The sequence below is a fragment of the Sporosarcina sp. P33 genome (assembly GCF_002077155.1).
In the GTDB taxonomy this organism is placed as follows: domain Bacteria; phylum Bacillota; class Bacilli; order Bacillales_A; family Planococcaceae; genus Sporosarcina.
On the sequence record NZ_CP015027.1, the window covers coordinates 1431631 to 1450224 of the forward strand.

Below are 18594 nucleotides of genomic sequence, written 5' to 3' on the forward strand. Positions count from 1 at the left end.
ACTCCTCACTCCTAGTGCAACCATTTCGTCGCTGTAATAGTGGTACCGACACCCACTTCTGTTTCTATAGTAAAATCATCCATTAATCGTTTAACACCAGGCATTCCTGCGCCCAGACCTCCCGAAGTGGTATATCCGTCTTCCATCACTTTTTGCAAGTCTGAAATCCCCGGACCTTCGTCAGACGCTTTGATGATCAGCCCTGCCCGTTGACCGACCTTGACAGATTCAATTTCAATCCGGCCTTTTCCCGCGTATAAGTAAATATTTCTTGCCAGCTCACTGATGGCAGTCGTGATTCGGGCTTGGTCTACCGTGCCAAACCCTGTACTTTTGGCTTCATTTCGCCCTAACTGTCTGGCAGCAACAATATCCCATTCCGTTTTGATCTCTATAGAAGACCTGTGTTCCATGGTCAGGCCTCCAATTCTCTAGTCAATTTCTCTAACCCGTTCTCCAAATCTAATGCAGTGGTTACATTCTCCAAACGGATGCCTAATTCAATTAGTGTAATGGCTACAGACGGCTGAATTCCAGTAATAACGACCTTCGCGCCCATGAGACCCGTCATATGAATCACATCTCCCAAAACTTTGGCGATAAATGAATCAATGAAATCAATAGGAGTCAGATCGATCACTACACCGCGCGCAGATGTCTTATGCAGCTGATTCAATAAATCTTCCTGGAATTGCAAAGCAGTCTGGTCATCTAATTCTACTTGTATCGATACAATCAATGTGTCTTTAAGTTTTAGAATCGGGATTCGCATCTTCATCCTACTCTTCCTCCTCCACAATTGTACGTCCTGTCATTTCAAGCGCTTTTTGCATACCTCTTCGCAATGTGCTTGTCGTCGAAAAGTCAGTCAGGTTAATGCCCAGTGTAACAATCGTCTGTGCAATTTCAGGCCGGATACCAACCAGCATACATTTCGCTCCAACTAAGCGAACGGCATCTGCAGCCTGGATAATATGGTGCGCCACCATCGTATCTACAACAGGAACACCGGTGATGTCCAGCAGAACCACTTCAGCACGCTGCTTGACCACACCTTCAAGCAAATTTTCCATAATCAATTTCGCACGTTCCGTATCGATTGTACCGACCAGCGGCATAACAGATATTTTATCAAATACAGGAATAAGTGATGCCGAAAGCTCTTGTAAAGCAATTTTCTGCAAGCTGTCCGTCCGCTCCCACTTTGTCGCATACTCTTCTATAATACTTTCACGCAAGGGGTTGATCCAGTTGGAAAATATACCGATTCCTTGACGCAAATTAGATTCGTCCAAGATACCTTTCTCGAAAAACAATTCATATACTACAGACGAAAATGTATCAATTGCACGGTTGATAAATTTAATAGACCAGCCAAAATGAATAATTTTCTCTGTGAACTCGTCCAATCGTTCCTTGTCCACTTGCTCGCGATTCGACAGATTCGATGTCATCAGTTCCGTGAACTCTCTGCTCGTTGTCGCTACCACAGCTGACGGCATTAACTCCAGAAAACGTTCATCGGTGCTTCCTTTCATAGACTCTATCCACCGAGTGGTGATTGTATCTATATTTTCGGATATACCTTTCTTCATGACTTCATTCATCGGTATTGATTCCTCCCTAGACTTCAGTTATCACTATTGTATCGAAAATCTGCAAAAACTACATGTTTTAACTTGTATTTATTAAAAAACTATAGAAAAACACTATAACCGGTTGGCTATAGTGTTTTTTTGAGCAGCCATTCGGCGCTGGTATCATTCTGCTATAAATGATGATTGGAATATGTATGCTAAAATTTAATAAGCCCGAAGCTTACCTGCAATGCTTCGTCGACTTTTTTCATTAACGCATCGTCTAAGTGTGTTATTTTGTCTGTGAGCCTCGACTTGTCGATCGTGCGGACTTGCTCGAGCAGGATCACTGAATCCCGCTCGAATCCATGCCGCGCCGCTGTAATTTCGACATGTGTCGGCAACTTTGCTTTTTGTATTTGCGCAGTAATGGCTGCCACAATCACTGTGGGACTGAACCGGTTGCCAATGTCATTTTGAATGATCAGCACCGGCCTGGTCCCTCCCTGTTCAGAACCGACTACAGGCGACAAATCTGCAAAAAAGACGTCTCCGCGTTTAATTGCCAACTTTTCATCCTCCGCTGACGCAACGTTCCACGGTATGCTGAGCTTCGAATTCCGCATATAAACATTCTGCCGCTATGTTGAGGTTGATTTGCGACATTTCCACATAACCTCTGATCATGGCTTCGCGTATTATGGAAGCTTCACCATTCTTGATATGTTTCTCACCTGTCATATAAACGAAATCTTCTTGCACTTGCTCCCATTGAAAGATTGCGTCTTCATTTTGCTGTTGCAATCTGGTTGAGGCTATACTAAGTATTCTTTTTTCGTTTTTATCCGTACGCAAATCGAGCACCTCCGACAAACCCATCCCTTTATTTCTATATCAAATCTATCTTACCATTTATATTGTAGTATGAAAAGACAAGGTTTGAAGTCTTATGACAAGAAATACAAGTTTAGTCGTTAGTTTGTCGAAATGAATAGTCACTGCGTCGTATATTTCGCCGGATAGTTTCAATCCTTTTACATGTGAACTCTGGGTATCCGCGTTGAAAATGTTACAGCGATCTCATACGGGATGGTGTGTAACCGGGCCGCCCATTCTTCCATGGTGATCTCTTCACTGCCTTGACTGCCTATCAGTACGACTTTTTCACCTTCAGGGTATTCACAGGGCAGACGGATCATGCATTGATCCATGCAGATCGTGCCGACAATTGGAACCCGTTTGCCGTCGATTAACACTTCCTGCCCTGTCAGCGAACGTTTTAATCCGTCTGCATAACCGATCGGCAGTGTACCGATCCATTCCCCTTCAGCTGCTCCGTACTTTCCGCCGTAGCTGATTTTTTCACCAGCCGCTGTTCTTTTCGCATACACTAATTCCGTTTCAATCGTCATGGCTTTTTCAAGCGGGAACGGCAAACATTTCGCCACTTCGTCTGATGGCGCGATGCCATAAAGACTGATGCCGTAACGGACTGCATCCAGTGCATATTCTGGAAATACTAATGCAGCTGCACTGTTGGACGCATGCACAAGACGCGGTTTTTCAGGCAGGCAGTTCACCAGACGCATAAATCGCTCAAATTGCCGCCGGGTAGGCTCCCGGTCTTTTTCATCCGCACGTGAGAAGTGTGTAAATATCCCGTCAATGGACAGAGGGGTTTCATTGATGCAAGCAATCAGCTGCATCAGCTCTTCCTCAGTCCGTACTCCGATTCTACCCATTCCGCTGTCGATTTTTACATGAACTCTGCATTTTTTATCAGCTATTTTCTGTCCGATGAGCTGTTTTACCCAATTTACGCTTGTTACCGTCAGAATAATATCATGCTCAGCCGCCACACCTGCGAACGAAACAGGCGAACAGCCCAGTACGAGAATGTCCACTGTCCGAATTGTTTTTCTTAGCGTCATCGCTTCATCCGGTGTAGCCACGGCCAGCATTTCCGCTCCCGCCTCTACTGCAGCGGCAGCGGCCCGTGCAGCTCCGTGTCCATAACCGTCTGATTTGACGACAGCGATTAGTTTCGTGTTTTCAGGCAGAAAAGAAATGACCCGTTCAGCGTTGCGCTTAATGGCAGCTGTATCTATAATTGCTCTGGTTGCACGATATTCTGTTTCGTTGAACATTTCGTTCCACCTCATTACAGGATAGACTGCTGAATGAATTAATTATCCATCCAACAGCCTATTCAAGTCAATTGATTCAGTTCCCCTTATTTCGACTCTGTTGCAGTCATCGAATTGGCGACGGTGATCAATTCTTCCTTACTTAACGTATCCGACGCAACGAAGAATGCCATGCCGTTCGCTTCCCAATGAATCGACTGTTCCGTTAATGCCGCCACAGCGAATCCTAAATCGACCGGATCTCCTTCAATGGATACAGGCAGCTGATTCAACGGTTTTTCAGCAGGCTCCTGGATCACCACATATTCCTTCTCTCCGCTGAACGTCATGATAATGCGCTGGCCGCTCTCAATCTCTACACTCTTTTCATCTGACAGCGTTGTGCCTTCTAAATTAGCGGAAGGATAATAGGTTTGCTGATTTGCTTTCGCTTTCTCTTCCCCATCATCTTTCGTTGATTCATTGTCATCAGATTCTGCCTGATCACCCTCTGCTTTTGGCTTTTCCATTTCCACTTTGTATTCAGCGACTTTATGTTCCACACCTAAAGCAATTTTGTCGAATTTGATGGCGATCTTTTCTTCCCCTGTTTCATCATGAATTGTCACCTTACTTGGCAGCAAGGTCTTTTTATCAATATGAATCTTCTGTGATGGCAATAGAGATTTATGATTATTGCGCGTTGCCGTTTCAAACACATATTCCTTTTCCTTCTCTTCCATTGTTGCATTCTTATCAGCCTTTATATCATCCGCCAGCGTCCCGATCAGATATCCCTGGCTGTTTTGTGCCGGCCAGTCACTTTGGAATTTATACGTTTTGCCTAATGACGGCGTAATAACAAACACGCCCTCCTCGTTACGGACGATCATCTGTGACTCATCACTGCCCGATTGTGTGACATTTACTTTGTAAAATTCCGGTTTTGTGTGCCATACTTCCACGCCGTACACCCGGGGCTCTGAACCTGTTTTGATTTCCATTGAGGCATTTAGTTCATAGCCTTTCGTTTCGTTCCACTTGCTGCTGAGTTTTTTTATTACATCTTCCTTAGAAGGCTTACCGCATCCTCCCAGTACCAGCATGACTGCTACGATTGCCAACAACATCATTTTCTTCCGCATTCTATTCATCCTTTCTCCAATCAATTCGGGTAGCTTATCTTATGAAAGGGATGAATCGAATATGCTAGCTTGTTTTAAATTCAGTTCAGGCACTGTCAGGATTCCATCAAAACCACCTGTGCCGCGGCGGCAGTTTGCGTGTGCGTGATGCTGACAAAGCCTCGTACAAGCTGCTTGCGGAAGTATAATACCGGGCGGCCGCCCGTTTCAGGGATGACTTCTATATCAAGGAAACTGCAATCGGCGCCGATACCGGTTCCCCGCGCTTTGGAAAATGCCTCTTTCGCTGCGAAGCGGCCTGCCAGATACTCCGTTTTTCGGTGACCGCTTAATGTTTCATAGGTTTGCAGCTCCCGCTCAGATAAAATCCGCTCACGAAATTTCGCATTGCGGCCGTCCAGACGGGCTATACGATCTAATTCTACGATGTCTAAGCCAATTCCTTGAATCACAATGAACATCTCCTTTCCATTCAAGTTGAATACTATGTATAATCAGTACAGAAGATTGAGGTGAAACCATGTTTATACGAACAGAAAATTTTTCACAGTATGTCCGCGCTTACCCTGTTGTAACATTTTTACTGGCACTGAATATTGGAATCTTCATCTATACATTGATTCCGGGTATTGGCGATCGGCTCTTTTTATTCGGTTTAGGTGATAACTTCCTCATTGCGAACGGTGAGTATTGGCGTTTAGTCACTCCAATGTTTTTACACGGCGGTTTTATGCATTTACTGTTCAATATGTTCTCACTGTTTGTTTTCGGTCCTGAACTGGAAAAAATCGCAGGAAAAGCACGCTTTATTACGATTTACATGTTAGCCGGATTATTCGGCGATATTGCAACGTACTTCCTGCAGCCTCCAGCTTACGCGCATGTTGGAGCAAGCGGTGCAATTTTCGGCGTGTTTGGTGCGTTCGGCGCATTGGTCTATTATACGAAGCATGCGTTCCCGCAGCTGAGACAGGTGATTCTGCCAATCATCGTCATCAGCATCGTGATGACGTTCGTCGGCACCAATATCAACGTGACGGCACATATCGCAGGACTGATCACCGGCTTTTTAATCGGGCTCAGCTTCTTCAATCCCAAGCGTATTGTGAGCTGGCGAAAAAGATAGTGCCATACACCACCAGACAAGGTACACTTGTCTGGTTTTTCGTTATTACCATATGGACAGCAAAAAACGAAGACTGGTGAAAGATTCGGACGCAGCTCCCAGAGCCAATCCAGCCGCTTTCTCATCTGCAATATTTAATCATCAAGAGCCGGACAAGATCAGCTGTCCGGCTCCGTTTGGAATTCTGCATTTTCCGGGTGGTACTCATACCAGGCCAGGAACTTCTCTGCTTCCTCCTGCGGCATATGCCGAATCGCCGGCGCATCGACAGTCATACCCGATTTGACATTCGCCGTGATTGTCGCAACATGTTTTCTTCGGTGGAAATAGTTTTGGTCCATCTCCATCGATTGTATTCGGGTCTTTTCGGTAAATACAGTCTGCCGGCTGATTATGCGGAAGCGCATAGTCAGCTGCTTCGGCAAGATCGTATACGCAGCGGTTTTATACTGCCAGACGCCGTGCAGCCAGACTAACGGAAGCAGCAACAAAGCGAGCAGGCCGTACGGGAAAAAGTGGTACGAAACAATCGCTATCGGAATCAATGTCAGAAACAGTTTAAAGCGGTAATAAAAATGTTTTCCTCGCCGGCCAATGCTCTCTGCCGGCTCACTGAAATCGATAGTTGGAAACAGCTCCTGCAGCGGTTCAATGATTCTGTTTCGCTTCGCCAATGGAAACAGTTTAATGCGGGAACCTTCCCCCACTCCGCCGGCACTGTTTATAACGACAGCGCCGTATCCGAAGAGCTGCCGGAGCGGATTTTCGGCAATCGTAATATTTTGCACACGTTTTAATGGAACGGTAACCCTTTTCCTCTCAAGCAATCCGCGTGTAATGACCAAATCATCTTTCTCGCGCATCACTTTAAAATCATAATTTGCAAGGAACGTCATGACAACTGAAAGCAGCCAGACAACCGCGAATCCCAGTAATACCATAATCGTTATGACGAGGACGCCAAAACGGATAAACGATTCCAATTCTCCAAACAGCCATTCAAATGGAATAAGTTCTTCAATTTGAGACAAAAATACAAACGCTCCTGATAAAATAACGCCAATTCCGCCTGAAGTGGTCGCAAGCATCAGCAAGTCGCCTGTCGTCATAGAAAAAATGACGGGTGCCGGCTGCGTACCAGCAGGCAGTTCCTCCGTATCTCTGATCAGCTGCCAATCATTCTGATCAGACCTTACAGGCATCGGTCCAATCATTCGTATTTTCTTTGCCTTCTGAATTTCCTGTTCAATCTGCTGCGCTGCCTCTTTCGTAATCGCGGTCAATTCTGCTTCCGCATCTTTGCCTGAAGACGAACCTGCTGTTTCGATTTTCACTTTCACCAACTGAAACGGACGGTGAAAGATTCCTTCCGTATAGTCAAGGCTTTGAATACGGTCGAAGGGAATATAACGCTTTTTCCGCACAAACAATCCCGATACTATGCGCAGCTCATGATCTTCAAACCAATAATCGAAGCGGCGCCACTTTACTACGCCTGAAATCAAGATGGACAAAATCAGCACACCGAATAAGAGTAATGACCAGTACTCGGCATACCAAGGCGCCCTGCCTTCCCCTTTAAATCCGTTTACCACGACTAAAATGACAAATGGGCCGATCATCTCTTTCAGCGCTTTCGCTGTTTCCACGACGGCCGATATCCAATGAAGTTTATACCGTTGTTCAGACATCATCTTTCGCCACCCTTGCAAACGTGGAAATGCGATTGCGCAGTTCATCTGCTTCTTCCGTCACCAATGCAGGAATCAAATGATTGGTCGCGGCGGTGGAAATGGTGATAGATGCCAAACCATATTTACGCAGGATAGGGCCTTCCGCCGTATCGACATGCTGGACACGCACCATTGGAATAAGCGTGCGATTCACGATGAATAATCCGTGCTGCAACTCAATCTCCGCTTCGCGCACTTCATAACGCCAGCGCTCCCAACGAATTTTCGGGAATAAATAAATAGAAAAAAAGAAAAAGAAAAGTACAACAATTGCAACGGCAATCATGATCCAGACCGGCCATTCAAAGAAGTATGAGAGAAAGCCCAGACCGGCTGCCACGGCCAGAATGATCAAACTTTGTATAATCCCATATAATCTCCACACGGTTAATCCTTTTCTGGAAATCTGGTTTGCAGGTTGCTGTCTCACTGGATCCACCTCTTTCTGAGTTCCTGTCAGTATATTCGGAACAACTGACATATCGTTTCATTCTAGTCGATCATATCATATTAAAGGCAAAAAAATCCGGGCTGCTAAAAAGCAGATCCGGATTTTGTAGTTTCTATTTTATCGCTCTGAACGATTACTGCTGCGTCTTGAAGATCCGCTGTCTCTTCTGCCGCCATCGCGCGGTCCGCTGCTGCGTCTCGATCCGCCTGAACCGCCGCTGAAGCTTCTTCCGCGTCCGCCTTGTGAACGTCCGCCGCTGCGGTTGCCGCCTTTATAGCCGCCCGAGCGTGAAGATGGTCTGCGTGAAGGAAGCGGGCGCTCTTCTGTAATACTTACAGGTGTCTCATCAACGTCTTTAGTCAATGATTTTAGAGCTGCTGCCACGATTTCTTTCGCATCATATTTCTCAAGCAATTGTGCTGCAAAACCAGCATAATCTTCCGAGTTTTTCTGTTCAATTGCTTCGCCAAGAGTTTCTACCGCAATTTTCTTCTGTTCAAGCAAAGCTTTAACGGAGTCATACGCTTCTTGGTTGTTTCCTCCACAATACGAAGGTAACCCATTTCACGCGGTGTTACGAATGTAACAGCGATTCCGCTTTTGCCTGCACGGCCTGTACGGCCAATCCGGTGAACGTAACTTTCAGGATCTTGCGGAATATCAAAGTTATAAACGTGTGTGACACCTGAAATATCCAATCCGCGTGCAGCTACGTCTGTTGCTACCAATACATCGATTTTATTGTCTTTGAACTGACGCAATACAGACATACGCTTCGCTTGTGTTAAGTCACCGTGGATTCCTTCAGCAATATAGCCGCGGATACTTAGTGCATGTGCAAGCTCATCGACACGGCGCTTAGTGCGTCCGAACACGATGGCAAGTTCCGGCTGCTGAACGTTCAATAATCTTGATAACACATCAAACTTTTCACGTTCGTGAGATTTCACGAAGAACTGTTCAATGTTTTCAACAGTCATTTCTTTTGATTTGATTTTAACAATTTCAGGGTTTTTCATGAATGTTTCTGCAATTTTGCGGATTGGAGCAGGCATTGTTGCTGAGAACAGCAACGTCTGGCGCTCAGCCGGCACACTTGCAAGAATCGTGTTGATATCTTCAATGAATCCCATGTTCAACATTTCATCCGCTTCGTCCAATACAAGTGTCTGAACGTTATCAAGCTTCAATGTTTTACGGTTAATATGGTCTAAAATACGTCCTGGCGTACCGACGACGATGTTTGGATTATTGCGCAGTGCACGGATTTGACGCCCGATTTCCTGTCCGCCATAAACGGAAAGAACTTTCGCGCGGCTGCCGTAGCCTACTTTATAAATTTCTTCTGATACCTGGATTGCTAATTCACGAGTTGGTGCGATGACCAATGCTTGAACCGCAGTACTCTTTGGATCCAATTTTTCTATGATTGGAATACCGAATGCTGCCGTTTTACCAGTACCTGTCTGCGCTTGCCCGATTACGTCGCGGCCTTCCATACCAAAAGTGATTGTTCCCTCTTGGATTGGAGTTGCCTCTTCAAACCCCATACGCAATAATGCCTTTTGTGTTGTTTCACTAATGTTTAATTCTGAAAACTTCGTCAAAATATCCATTCTCCTTTATTTCTTCATTTGACAATTGGTTACATCTGCAAATGAAAGCGCGGCAAATTCGAGCCATGTACTTTGAAAGTTGGGAGCGTTTCCGATATATCCATCTCTGGGCTGAAAAAAGAATCTTCTAGAAGGATTCCTGTGGGTGCAGAGGGGTCATATCAATTACACCTATCGTAATTGCGTCCAGATTTTTATGCAGCACAATGTAAAACCTGTGACATACAAGGAAAGCCCGGTCCTTGCCGAGCGGTGAAAAGAGCAAATCATTGCTAGTTTGCCTAATTATCACCGTTTTATTCAAAAAAAAGTACTCTCCGTAAAATATAACGGAAGAGTGCCGTGTAAATGTATCCAATTCCTTTCATCATTCTACCACGGCTTACGAAAGACTGCAACGAATCCGCTTAAGTTCCATTAATCAGTCTTCAGTCAGAAACTGCAGGACTTCCGAAAACCATACATGGCGGTCGTCACTGTAGCAAATATGGTGTTTGCCGTGTTCAGAATAAATCAGATGCTTTTCTTGTGAGCCAATTTGTTCATACAGTGTGTCCGCCGTAACGGCCGGAACAATTCCGTCCTGCTTCCCCTGTACGATGCAGACTGGCGTTGTGACTTTGCGGTGATAAGGGCGCACCATACGGACGATGCGCAAAAACTCAACTGCCGCCCGAACCGGCGTATTCGCGAGTTTATAGCTGTATAAATGGTAAAACGAATCTGGCGGATAATTTTTGCGCATCGATGACTTTATCATGACACCAACGTCTTCCAATAAAATCCTCGGGCTGATATACTTCGCCGCTGCACTCAGCAGAACGAGTTTTTTGATTGGATAGCGCAGCGACAAATACATAGCAATCAGACCGCCCATTGAAAAACCGATGACAATGACCTCGTCCACTTCTTTCCGCAGACGCTGCAATTCCAGTTCCGCCGCCATCATCCAGGATTTCGCCGATCCTTTCTGCATACCCCGCCCGAGTTCGTGCCCGGGCAGGACAGGCACAACAACTTTCCAATTGGTGTTTTCGCGCAAGAACAGTCTGAGCGGCGCAACTTCAAAAGGTCCGCCCGTGAATCCATGAACAATCAGGACACCTGTAGTCACGATGTCTTCACGCGGAGCTTTTCAATAATCCGTTCCAATTTCATTCCTCTGGAGCCTTTGAATAGCACCGCTGTCTGCTCTGATAACTTTGGTTTTATTGCGTCTGCCAGCAATTCCGTGTCATTCGAAGTCCACATGACGTCTCCGGGATAATCTGTCAGCTGGTCAGCCAGCCATTTCATCCGGGGTCCAAAGAGCGCGATCCCCTGCAGATCCATTTCCCGCAAGTCTTCCGCAAGTTCTTCGTGATAACGCTGTTCGTCCGGACCAAGTTCCAGCATATCGCCAAGGACGAGCCATTTATTTTCTTTCACAGAAGTGTCCTTCATAAAACGGAAAGCTGCGCGCATGGAAGTAGGTGCGGCGTTATACGCGTCATTAATCAGCAATGAACCGTTGATCCCTTCCACCGGCTGCATCCGCATATCTGTCAAAGTCGTCTGTGCCAGTGATTTTTCAATCTGCTGTTCCGTCAACCCTAGTTCTTTTGCAATTAAGATTGCAGCCAGGGCATTTTTCACTTGATGGGCACCGTAGACCGGGATTGTAAACTGGCCTTCCAGCCGGCCGGACACAGTAAACACACTGCCTTTGTCTGTCGACTCGATCTGCTGTACTGTCAAATCCGCTTGTGTATAGCCAAACGAGGCACTGCGCAGCGGCTGCTGATCCGCCACCAATTCCTGCAGCAGCGGCTCATCACCGTCATACAGCAGCATGCCGTCATCTGCCAAACCGTCAATAATTTCAAATTTAGCTTTTGCAATCCCTTCACGGGAACCCAGATCTTGCATATGGGCTTCCCCAATATTTGTAATGACCGCGAATCGGGGTGCAGCAAGCTTAGACAAGAAAGAGATCTCACCGAATCCGCTCATTCCCATTTCAAGTATCGCTACTTCCGTGTCATCTTCGACCGCCAGCAAGGTCAGCGGCAAACCGAGTTCATTGTTGAAGTTGCCTTCTGTTTTCTTCACATTGCGGTAAGGTGACAGGACGCCTGCCAAAAGATCTTTTGTGGACGTTTTGCCGTTGGAGCCCGTTACCCCGATGACCGTACATGTCAATTCAGCGCGGTAGCTGCGCGCCATTTGCTGTAATGCCTGCTCTGCATCGTCTACAAATATCAGAGGAATATCCGCTGGCGGGTTTGGTTCGTCTTTCAGCCAAAGAGCTGCGACTGCGCCTTGCTCGATTGCGCCTGGTACGAATCGGTGGCCATTTACATGTTCTCCTCTAAATGGAATGAACAGATCTCCTGTCTGTACATTCCGGGAATCGATGCAGACCCCTGTCACTTGCTGCTGTGCGATATGCTGTCCTTCCGACTCCAGCCATTGCTGGATCGTTGATAGATTTCGTTTCACGTTACTTCCTCCGCTCAGTCCATTGTATATTGTAATTGCTGTTTTTCCGTGTGACGTTCCACTGCCAGCTCAATCAGCTGATCGATCAGTTCGGGATATGTCAGACCGGATTTCTGCCAAAGCAATGGAAACATACTCGTCGGTGTAAAGCCAGGCAATGTGTTTACTTCATTAATCAATACCTCGTCATCCGCCGTGACGAAAAAGTCGGCACGCACAAGTCCTGCACAATCGAGCACTTTAAATGCACGGATCGCCATATCTTTCATATGCTCTGTGACAGCGTCCGGGATTTCTGCAGGTATCGATAACTCTGTACTTTGATCTTGATATTTAGCTTCATAGTCATAAAAGTCGGCAACCGGGCGGATTTCACCTGCAACTGATACTTTGGGGTGATCATTTCCAAGGACTGCCATCTCAATTTCACGGGCAGTAATTCCCTGTTCGATAATGATTTTGCGGTCGAATTTTAACGCCAAATCGACAGCCTTCTGAAGAGATGCGCGGTCTTCTGCTTTACTGATACCGACGCTCGATCCCAGGTTAGCCGGTTTGACGAACATTGGATAAGATAATTTTTGTTCGGCCTGATCCAGCAGCTGCTCTGCATGGTCTTTCCACGCGCTGCGGATGAAGTGCACATACGCCACTTGCGCTAAACCTGCCTGCGCGAATAATTGTTTCATCACTACTTTGTCCATGCCTGCCGATGAAGCAAGGACGCCATTGCCCGCATACGGAATATTTAACACTTCAAACAGCCCTTGTACAGTTCCGTCTTCGCCGTTTGTTCCATGCAGAAGGGGGAGAATCACGTCAGGCATATCCCCTTGTAAAAAGCTTTCGATATGATCCGGCTGCGGCTGTTCATTTTTCAGACGCAATGTTTCTATTTCTGCAACAGGTCCGGTTAACGGCTCGCCTTTTAGCCATTCGCCCTGCATCGTAATGTAGATCGGCAACACTTCATATTTATCTAAATCAAGCGCTTGTGTGACTGCACGCGCGGTTGACAGCGATACTTCATGCTCCGCGGATTTCCCGCCATATACTAATCCTAACCGTTTTTTCATGTAATCTCCTCGCATTCCGTAGTTTTCATTCATACAGTTTACCATGAACGAAGCCATTTCATGAATGAAAAACCAACGTTCTCCATTCTTTTTACTTACGGCAGAAACCAATTGTTTCAAAACTCGTCCAGTAATGGGTGTACTTCTTAAAAAGTTTTGCGATATAATAGGTGATTATAGTGGGAGATTACTAGCTCCAGAAAAGGTGAGTTATCTATTGAAACAAACAAACAGGCTTAGTGAACGATTCGATTGGACACTCGCCTTTATCATTTTACTTTTTGCGATTATTAGTTTTTTTGTCATTGGATCTGCTCAAACGTCTGAGCAATATACGCAAAACTTCGTCTTAAAACAAGTCAGATGGTATGTACTCGGGTCCTTTATCGTTGCGATGGTCATGTATTTTGAACCTGATCAGTATAAAAAGTTCGCATGGTATTTCTATGGTTTCGGCATTCTTCTATTGATATTCTTAATGCTTGCACCCGGCGGACCGGGCCAGATTGCAGAAATGCGGTATAATGCCAAGCGCTGGCTGCATTTGCCGGTGATCGGCACCATTCAGCCTGCTGAGTTCATCAAAACTTTCTTTATTCTTGGTCTGGCCAAAATGGTCAGCACGCATAATGAACGTTCGCTCCACCGCACATACGCAACGGATTTACTTCTGCTGGGCAAAATTGCTTTGATGCTGATTGTGCCGTTATTCTTTATCATGAATCAGCCTGACCTTGGGACATCACTCGTATTTATTTCAATTACTGCTGCCGTTGTCATCGTGTCAGGCATTTCATGGAAGCTCCTCGTGCCAATCTTTTCTTTGGGGGCAGTTTCAGCTGCGGGGTTGCTGTGGATGTCCATCTACGCACAGGATCTGCTCGACAAATTCGGTTTTTCACCTTATCAGTTCAAGCGAGTTTATTCCTGGCTTGATCCGTATTCGTACCCTACCGATGAAGGGTATAACCTGATTACGGCAATGACCGCCATCGGTTCGGGGGAGCTGACAGGCAAAGGGTTTATGGAACGCGTTGTCTATATTCCAGAAAATCATACAGATTTTATTTTTAGTGTCATCGGTGAAGAATACGGCTTTATCGGCGCCTGCGTGGTCATTACATTGTATTTCATTTTGATTTATCACTTAACGAAAGTCGCGCTTTCCCTGCATGACACGTTCAGTGTCTATGTCTGTACAGGCGTTATCGCGATGATTACGTTCCATGTGTTTGAGAACATCGGCATGAATATCCAGCTGCTGCCAATTACAGGGATTCCCCTTCCGTTCATCAGTTACGGGGGCAGCTCTTTGTTCAGTAATATGCTGGCGATTGGCCTAATTTTCAGTATGAAGTTCCATCAGCGAACGTATCTGTTCGATGCAGATGATGATGACTTACTGTAAATGCGCGCCGCTTCCCCTTTCCGCGCAGTCACAAATTGTGTAGACTATATAGGAAAGGGGGTTTTTTTATGTCAACTTTACCTAATTGTCCAAAATGCCAATCCGAATATACATACGAAGATGGAAACCTTCTCGTTTGTCCGGAATGTGCATATGAGTGGACAGCTGAATCAATGGAGGAATCCGAGCAGTCCGGAGTGCCTGAGGTCAGAGACGTAAACGGAAACATTTTGCAGGACGGCGATTCCGTAACGGTGATTAAGGATTTAAAAGTTAAAGGAAGCTCAAACGCTTTAAAAATGGGCACGAAAGTGAAAGGTATCCGTTTAGTCGACGGTGACCATAATATCGATTGTAAAATTGATGGTTTTGGTGCTATGCAGCTGAAATCGGAGTTTGTTAAGAAAATCTAAATCTGAACCAGCAAAAAGCTCACCCCCGAATTCATTCAGGCGTGAGCTTTTCGTTATGATACTACATTCAATTCGGTTGTACTGGCGGTGCTTGCACGGCGGGCGTCAGTGCCTGCAACATGTCACTTCTGGATTTTGTGAGTTTTGCGGAAACACCAAGCTTCGCCAAATTGGAAATAATCTTCTTGAAGTCCATTTCTTTAGCCACTTCTTCCACCTCAACCTTCTTAGTTATATAGACGTTTGTATAGCTCATGAAGTTCTTGTTTTTTCAAAAAATTTCTTGTTATCCCTATTATACCACTCTGATAGCATTTTTAATCTTTCATTTGTGTTACATTTGTACCTTTTTTGCAAGTTTTTTACCTCTTACACATAATGCTAAAGCTTTGACATACCCCCCATACGTATATTACAGTGAAATTACAGGAAAGGTGGTGGAAACCGTTGACGTTACTTCCTGACGATCCCTCTATTGAGGAGATGGAAGTCTCCTGCCGTAAAAGTCATCATCCCGAAGATGTCAAAAAGAATTTGATTCATCGGCTGAACCGCGTGGAAGGTCAGATCCGCGGCATTAAAAGCATGGTGGAACGGGATGTGTACTGTGATGATATTATTACCCAGCTTTCCGCTGCTCAATCCGCATTAAACAGCGTGGCGAATGTTTTATTGGACGGACATTTAAAAGGCTGTGTCAAAAACAGACTGGCTGAAGGCGATGAAGAAGTACTGGATGAACTGGTCAAAACCATATCAAAATTAATTAGAAAATAGGAGGAATTACAAATGAAAGAAACTACATTAAAGGTTACAGGCATGACATGCAATCACTGTGTACAGGCAGTTGAAGGAGCTTTAACTGAATTACCGGGAGTAGAACGTGCATTGGTTGATTTAAAAGCAAATACAGTTGCCGTACAGTACGATGATGCTGCTGTAACAGTGGCTCAGATGACAGAAGCTGTTGAAGATCAGGGGTATGATGTCGAAGCCTGAACAAAGGGGTGTTTTGCACCATGAATGAACTAAAAAGAGATATTACGATAACAGGCATGACGTGTGCTGCCTGCGCTAACCGGATTGAAAAAGGCCTTCAGCGAACTGAAGGTGTAACAGCAGCACATGTCAATTTTGCTACAGAGAAAGCGTCAGTTACATTCGATACGAGCCAAATCGGTTTGACAGAAGTAGAAGACCGAATCCGCAAACTCGGATATGATGTATTGATGGAAGAAGTGAACCTGAATATCAGCGGCATGACATGCGCAGCCTGTTCCGCGCGGATTGAAAAGGTGTTGTCGCGCATGCCTGGCATTCATTCCGCCACAATCAACTTGGCGCTGGAGACAGGTCATGTCGTTTACGATCCCGCCGCCTTAGAGCTGGCAGATATTTTGCAGAAAATCAAAAAGGTTGGCTATGAAGCTGTTCCCCGTACCGAAGAGTCGGCGGATCAGACCGACCACCGGCAAAAAGAAATTCAGGAAAAGACGCGTAAGCTGATCATTTCCGCCATCCTTTCCCTTCCGCTGCTGTGGACGATGTTCGCGCACTTCTCATTCACTTCCTGGATGTATGTGCCGAATATCTTTATGAATCCCTATTTCCAATGGGTATTGGCAACACCCGTGCAATTCTGGATTGGGGCAACGTTTTATAAAGGCGCGTACTCCGCATTGCGCAATGGCAGCGCCAATATGGATGTGCTCGTTGCGCTTGGGACGTCTGCTGCCTATTTCTATTCGGTCTATCTGGTTCTGATCGGTTCAGTGCACGGACTGTATTTTGAAACAAGCGCGGTCTTGATCACTTTAATTTTATTAGGAAAATTATTTGAAGCGCGTGCCAAAGGGCGGTCTTCGGAAGCTATTCAAAAACTGATGAGACTGCAGCCGCAAACAGCGGTTGTGGAACGCGGTGGAGAAATAGCCGAAATTCCGATTCACGAAGTAGTGCATGGGGATATTCTAGTCATTCGTCCGGGCTCTTCCATCCCTGTCGACGGAATCGTTCTGTCTGGATCTTCCGCTGTGGATGAGTCGATGCTGACCGGTGAAAGTCTGCCTGTCGACAAACAAGGCGGAGATGAAGTATTTGCTGCTACTGTAAATGCCAACGGTTCATTGCGGGTAGAAGCGTCGAATGTAGGAAAAGATACGATGTTATCTACTATCATTCGCGTTGTGGAAGAAGCACAAGGATCAAAAGCGCCGATTCAACGGCTGGCTGACCAAATTTCCGGTGTATTCGTGCCAATCGTGGTAGGGATTTCAGTCCTCACATTCCTTGTATGGTATTTCGCAGTTTCACCAGGTGATTTTGCCGCAGCTCTCACCAGTATGATTGCGGTATTGGTTATTGCCTGTCCATGCGCACTCGGTCTTGCCACCCCTACTTCCATCATGGCTGGGTCAGGACGTGCTGCAGAAGAAGGCGTATTATTCAAAACGGCTGAAGCGATGGAGCAGACGCGTTCTATCGATACAATCGTTTTTGATAAAACCGGCACCATCACGAAAGGGCTTCCGGAATTAACGGATTTCCATGTACGCACGAAAGATTCCCGTGATTCATTGCTGGCACTTGCCGCCGCGTCAGAAAGTGACTCAGAGCACCCTGTCGCAAAAGCCATCACAGCGTACGGGGTCGATCAGCTTTCTTCATTGCCGGCTGTCGATGCATTCGAGGCAATTCCCGGTTATGGAATTAAAACAGAAGTTGAAGGAAAAGTAATTTTACTCGGAACGAAGAAACTGCTTTCTCAGTACGACGTCACGTTTGACCCGCAGATTGCTTCTGTTGACCAAATGGAAGGACAAGGGAAAACGGTAATGTTTATGGCAGTTGATGGTGTGCATGAGGCAGTTATTGCGGTCGCAGATACTATTAAAGACACGTCCAAACAGGCGATTTCCGAATTGCGCGCTATGAACCTGGACGTGATCATGCTGACAGGTGACCAGCAAATGACGGCACAAGCCATCGCCGATACTGCCGGCATCGACCATGTGATCGCAGGCGTGCTGCCGGATCGTAAAGCAGAAGTAATCCGCTCACTGCAAGACGAAGGAAAACGCGTCGCCATGGTTGGTGACGGAATTAACGATGCACCTGCCCTTGCTGTTGCAGATATCGGAATGGCGATGGGAACGGGTACGGCCGTCGCAATGGAGGCAGCAGACGTGACACTGATGCATGGTGACCTGCTGCGTGTGGTTGATACAGTGAAAATGAGTGAATTGACCGTCCGGAATATTAAACAAAACTTATTCTGGGCACTGGCCTATAATTCGATCGGTATTCCCATCGCAGCCGCAGGTTTACTGGCACCATGGTTAGCAGGTGCTGCTATGGCATTCAGCTCGGTTTCTGTCGTCTTGAACGCTTTACGTTTACAGCGCGTGAAACTGCATTAATTATGGAAAGCTCGCTTCCGCCC

Annotated in this window: 20 protein-coding genes and 1 pseudogene; 6 read left to right on the plus strand and 15 right to left on the minus strand. The window is 46.0% G+C overall.

Annotated elements, in window-relative coordinates:
- Positions 1-11: 11 nt before the first annotated feature.
- The 8 genes from SporoP33_RS07150 to acpS all read right to left on the minus strand — a co-directional run bounded on the left by SporoP33_RS07150 (position 12) and on the right by acpS (position 5300).
- The gene (locus SporoP33_RS07150) at positions 12-413 is read right to left on the minus strand and encodes an anti-sigma regulatory factor (RefSeq protein ID WP_081243077.1); all 402 of its coding nucleotides are present in this window, start codon (positions 411-413) and stop codon (positions 12-14) included.
- A gap of 2 nt (positions 414-415) precedes the next feature.
- On the minus strand, positions 416-778 hold the full coding sequence (locus SporoP33_RS07155) for an STAS domain-containing protein (protein ID WP_081243078.1): 363 nt from the start codon (positions 776-778) through the stop codon (positions 416-418).
- 1 nt (position 779) lies between these two features.
- Entirely contained in the window at positions 780-1607 is an 828-nt protein-coding gene (locus tag SporoP33_RS07160) for an RsbT co-antagonist protein RsbRA (RefSeq protein ID WP_081243079.1), read from the minus strand.
- Between the two features lie 188 nt (positions 1608-1795).
- Positions 1796-2146 carry a type II toxin-antitoxin system PemK/MazF family toxin gene (locus tag SporoP33_RS07165; RefSeq protein ID WP_081243080.1) on the minus strand — a complete coding sequence of 117 codons (351 nt, stop codon included), beginning with the start codon at positions 2144-2146 and terminating at the stop codon, positions 1796-1798.
- Positions 2147-2150: 4 nt separating this feature from the next.
- Positions 2151-2456 (minus strand): transcriptional regulator, encoded by a 306-nt coding sequence (locus tag SporoP33_RS16525; RefSeq protein ID WP_155961319.1) that lies wholly within the window; start codon positions 2454-2456, stop codon positions 2151-2153.
- Between the two features lie 155 nt (positions 2457-2611).
- A complete protein-coding gene (alr, locus tag SporoP33_RS07175; RefSeq protein WP_081243081.1) occupies positions 2612-3724 on the minus strand; it encodes an alanine racemase in 1113 nt (370 codons plus the stop codon).
- Positions 3725-3810: 86 nt separating this feature from the next.
- Positions 3811-4848 carry a LolA family protein gene (locus SporoP33_RS07180; RefSeq protein WP_081243082.1) on the minus strand — a complete coding sequence of 346 codons (1038 nt, stop codon included), beginning with the start codon at positions 4846-4848 and terminating at the stop codon, positions 3811-3813.
- 95 nt (positions 4849-4943) lie between these two features.
- Entirely contained in the window at positions 4944-5300 is a 357-nt protein-coding gene (gene acpS / locus SporoP33_RS07185; RefSeq protein ID WP_081243083.1) for a holo-ACP synthase, read from the minus strand.
- Between the two features lie 68 nt (positions 5301-5368).
- On the opposite strand from acpS, the gene SporoP33_RS07190 reads away from it, so the two are divergent.
- Entirely contained in the window at positions 5369-5974 is a 606-nt protein-coding gene (locus SporoP33_RS07190; protein ID WP_081243084.1) for a rhomboid family intramembrane serine protease, read from the plus strand.
- A gap of 158 nt (positions 5975-6132) precedes the next feature.
- Here SporoP33_RS07190 and SporoP33_RS07195 read toward each other — a convergent pair whose 3' ends face one another.
- From SporoP33_RS07195 to SporoP33_RS07220, 6 genes and pseudogenes are all read right to left on the minus strand, one after another.
- Positions 6133-7665 (minus strand): PH domain-containing protein, encoded by a 1533-nt coding sequence (locus tag SporoP33_RS07195; RefSeq protein WP_196796887.1) that lies wholly within the window; start codon positions 7663-7665, stop codon positions 6133-6135.
- The gene (locus tag SporoP33_RS07200) at positions 7658-8137 is read right to left on the minus strand and encodes a PH domain-containing protein (RefSeq protein WP_155961321.1); all 480 of its coding nucleotides are present in this window, start codon (positions 8135-8137) and stop codon (positions 7658-7660) included. The genes SporoP33_RS07195 and SporoP33_RS07200 overlap by 8 nt, the downstream gene beginning before the upstream one ends.
- 138 nt (positions 8138-8275) lie before the next feature.
- Positions 8276-9765, minus strand: a pseudogene (locus SporoP33_RS07205) (DEAD/DEAH box helicase).
- Between the two features lie 430 nt (positions 9766-10195).
- The gene (locus tag SporoP33_RS07210) at positions 10196-10888 is read right to left on the minus strand and encodes an alpha/beta hydrolase (RefSeq protein WP_081243087.1); all 693 of its coding nucleotides are present in this window, start codon (positions 10886-10888) and stop codon (positions 10196-10198) included.
- Entirely contained in the window at positions 10885-12255 is a 1371-nt protein-coding gene (murF, locus tag SporoP33_RS07215) for a UDP-N-acetylmuramoyl-tripeptide--D-alanyl-D-alanine ligase (RefSeq protein WP_081243088.1), read from the minus strand. Before murF ends, SporoP33_RS07210 begins: the two co-directional genes overlap by 4 nt.
- A 14-nt stretch (positions 12256-12269) precedes the next feature.
- On the minus strand, positions 12270-13331 hold the full coding sequence (locus SporoP33_RS07220) for a D-alanine--D-alanine ligase (RefSeq protein WP_081243089.1): 1062 nt from the start codon (positions 13329-13331) through the stop codon (positions 12270-12272).
- A 217-nt stretch (positions 13332-13548) separates the two neighbouring features.
- Between SporoP33_RS07220 and SporoP33_RS07225 the strand changes: the two genes are divergently transcribed.
- Both SporoP33_RS07225 and SporoP33_RS07230 read left to right on the plus strand, forming a co-directional pair.
- On the plus strand, positions 13549-14739 hold the full coding sequence (locus tag SporoP33_RS07225) for an FtsW/RodA/SpoVE family cell cycle protein (RefSeq protein ID WP_231293317.1): 1191 nt from the start codon (positions 13549-13551) through the stop codon (positions 14737-14739).
- Between the two features lie 68 nt (positions 14740-14807).
- Positions 14808-15152, plus strand: coding sequence for a zinc ribbon domain-containing protein YjdM (locus SporoP33_RS07230; protein WP_081243090.1), 345 nt, complete (start codon positions 14808-14810; stop codon positions 15150-15152).
- A gap of 67 nt (positions 15153-15219) precedes the next feature.
- Here SporoP33_RS07230 and SporoP33_RS16240 read toward each other — a convergent pair whose 3' ends face one another.
- Complete coding sequence (locus tag SporoP33_RS16240; protein WP_196796888.1) at positions 15220-15360, minus strand: Lmo0850 family protein; 141 nt, start codon at positions 15358-15360, stop codon at positions 15220-15222.
- A 275-nt stretch (positions 15361-15635) separates the two neighbouring features.
- On the opposite strand from SporoP33_RS16240, the gene SporoP33_RS07235 reads away from it, so the two are divergent.
- The 3 genes from SporoP33_RS07235 to SporoP33_RS07245 are packed head-to-tail and all read left to right on the plus strand — an operon-like array spanning position 15636 to position 18571.
- Positions 15636-15929 (plus strand): metal-sensing transcriptional repressor, encoded by a 294-nt coding sequence (locus SporoP33_RS07235; RefSeq protein WP_081244791.1) that lies wholly within the window; start codon positions 15636-15638, stop codon positions 15927-15929.
- Between the two features lie 12 nt (positions 15930-15941).
- Positions 15942-16151, plus strand: coding sequence for a copper chaperone CopZ (gene copZ / locus SporoP33_RS07240; protein WP_081243091.1), 210 nt, complete (start codon positions 15942-15944; stop codon positions 16149-16151).
- A 20-nt stretch (positions 16152-16171) separates the two neighbouring features.
- Positions 16172-18571 carry a heavy metal translocating P-type ATPase gene (locus SporoP33_RS07245; RefSeq protein WP_081243092.1) on the plus strand — a complete coding sequence of 800 codons (2400 nt, stop codon included), beginning with the start codon at positions 16172-16174 and terminating at the stop codon, positions 18569-18571.
- Positions 18572-18594 lie beyond the last annotated feature (23 nt).

Excerpts from the sequence above, each read along its gene's own strand:
- SporoP33_RS07150 (WP_081243077.1), bottom strand. The coding sequence starts at position 413 with ATGGAACACAGGTCTTCTATAGAGATCAAAACGGAATGGGATATTGTT.
- SporoP33_RS07155 (WP_081243078.1), bottom strand. The coding sequence starts at position 778 with ATGAAGATGCGAATCCCGATTCTAAAACTTAAAGACACATTGATTGTA.
- SporoP33_RS07160 (WP_081243079.1), bottom strand. The coding sequence starts at position 1,607 with ATGAATGAAGTCATGAAGAAAGGTATATCCGAAAATATAGATACAATC.
- SporoP33_RS16525 (WP_155961319.1), bottom strand. The coding sequence starts at position 2,456 with ATGGGTTTGTCGGAGGTGCTCGATTTGCGTACGGATAAAAACGAAAAA.
- alr (WP_081243081.1), bottom strand. The coding sequence starts at position 3,724 with ATGTTCAACGAAACAGAATATCGTGCAACCAGAGCAATTATAGATACA.
- SporoP33_RS07180 (WP_081243082.1), bottom strand. The coding sequence starts at position 4,848 with ATGCGGAAGAAAATGATGTTGTTGGCAATCGTAGCAGTCATGCTGGTA.
- SporoP33_RS07190 (WP_081243084.1), top strand. The coding sequence starts at position 5,369 with ATGTTTATACGAACAGAAAATTTTTCACAGTATGTCCGCGCTTACCCT.
- SporoP33_RS07195 (WP_196796887.1), bottom strand. The coding sequence starts at position 7,665 with ATGTCTGAACAACGGTATAAACTTCATTGGATATCGGCCGTCGTGGAA.
- SporoP33_RS07220 (WP_081243089.1), bottom strand. The coding sequence starts at position 13,331 with ATGAAAAAACGGTTAGGATTAGTATATGGCGGGAAATCCGCGGAGCAT.
- SporoP33_RS07230 (WP_081243090.1), top strand. The coding sequence starts at position 14,808 with ATGTCAACTTTACCTAATTGTCCAAAATGCCAATCCGAATATACATAC.
- SporoP33_RS07235 (WP_081244791.1), top strand. The coding sequence starts at position 15,636 with ATGGAAGTCTCCTGCCGTAAAAGTCATCATCCCGAAGATGTCAAAAAG.
- copZ (WP_081243091.1), top strand. The coding sequence starts at position 15,942 with ATGAAAGAAACTACATTAAAGGTTACAGGCATGACATGCAATCACTGT.
- SporoP33_RS07245 (WP_081243092.1), top strand. The coding sequence starts at position 16,172 with ATGAATGAACTAAAAAGAGATATTACGATAACAGGCATGACGTGTGCT.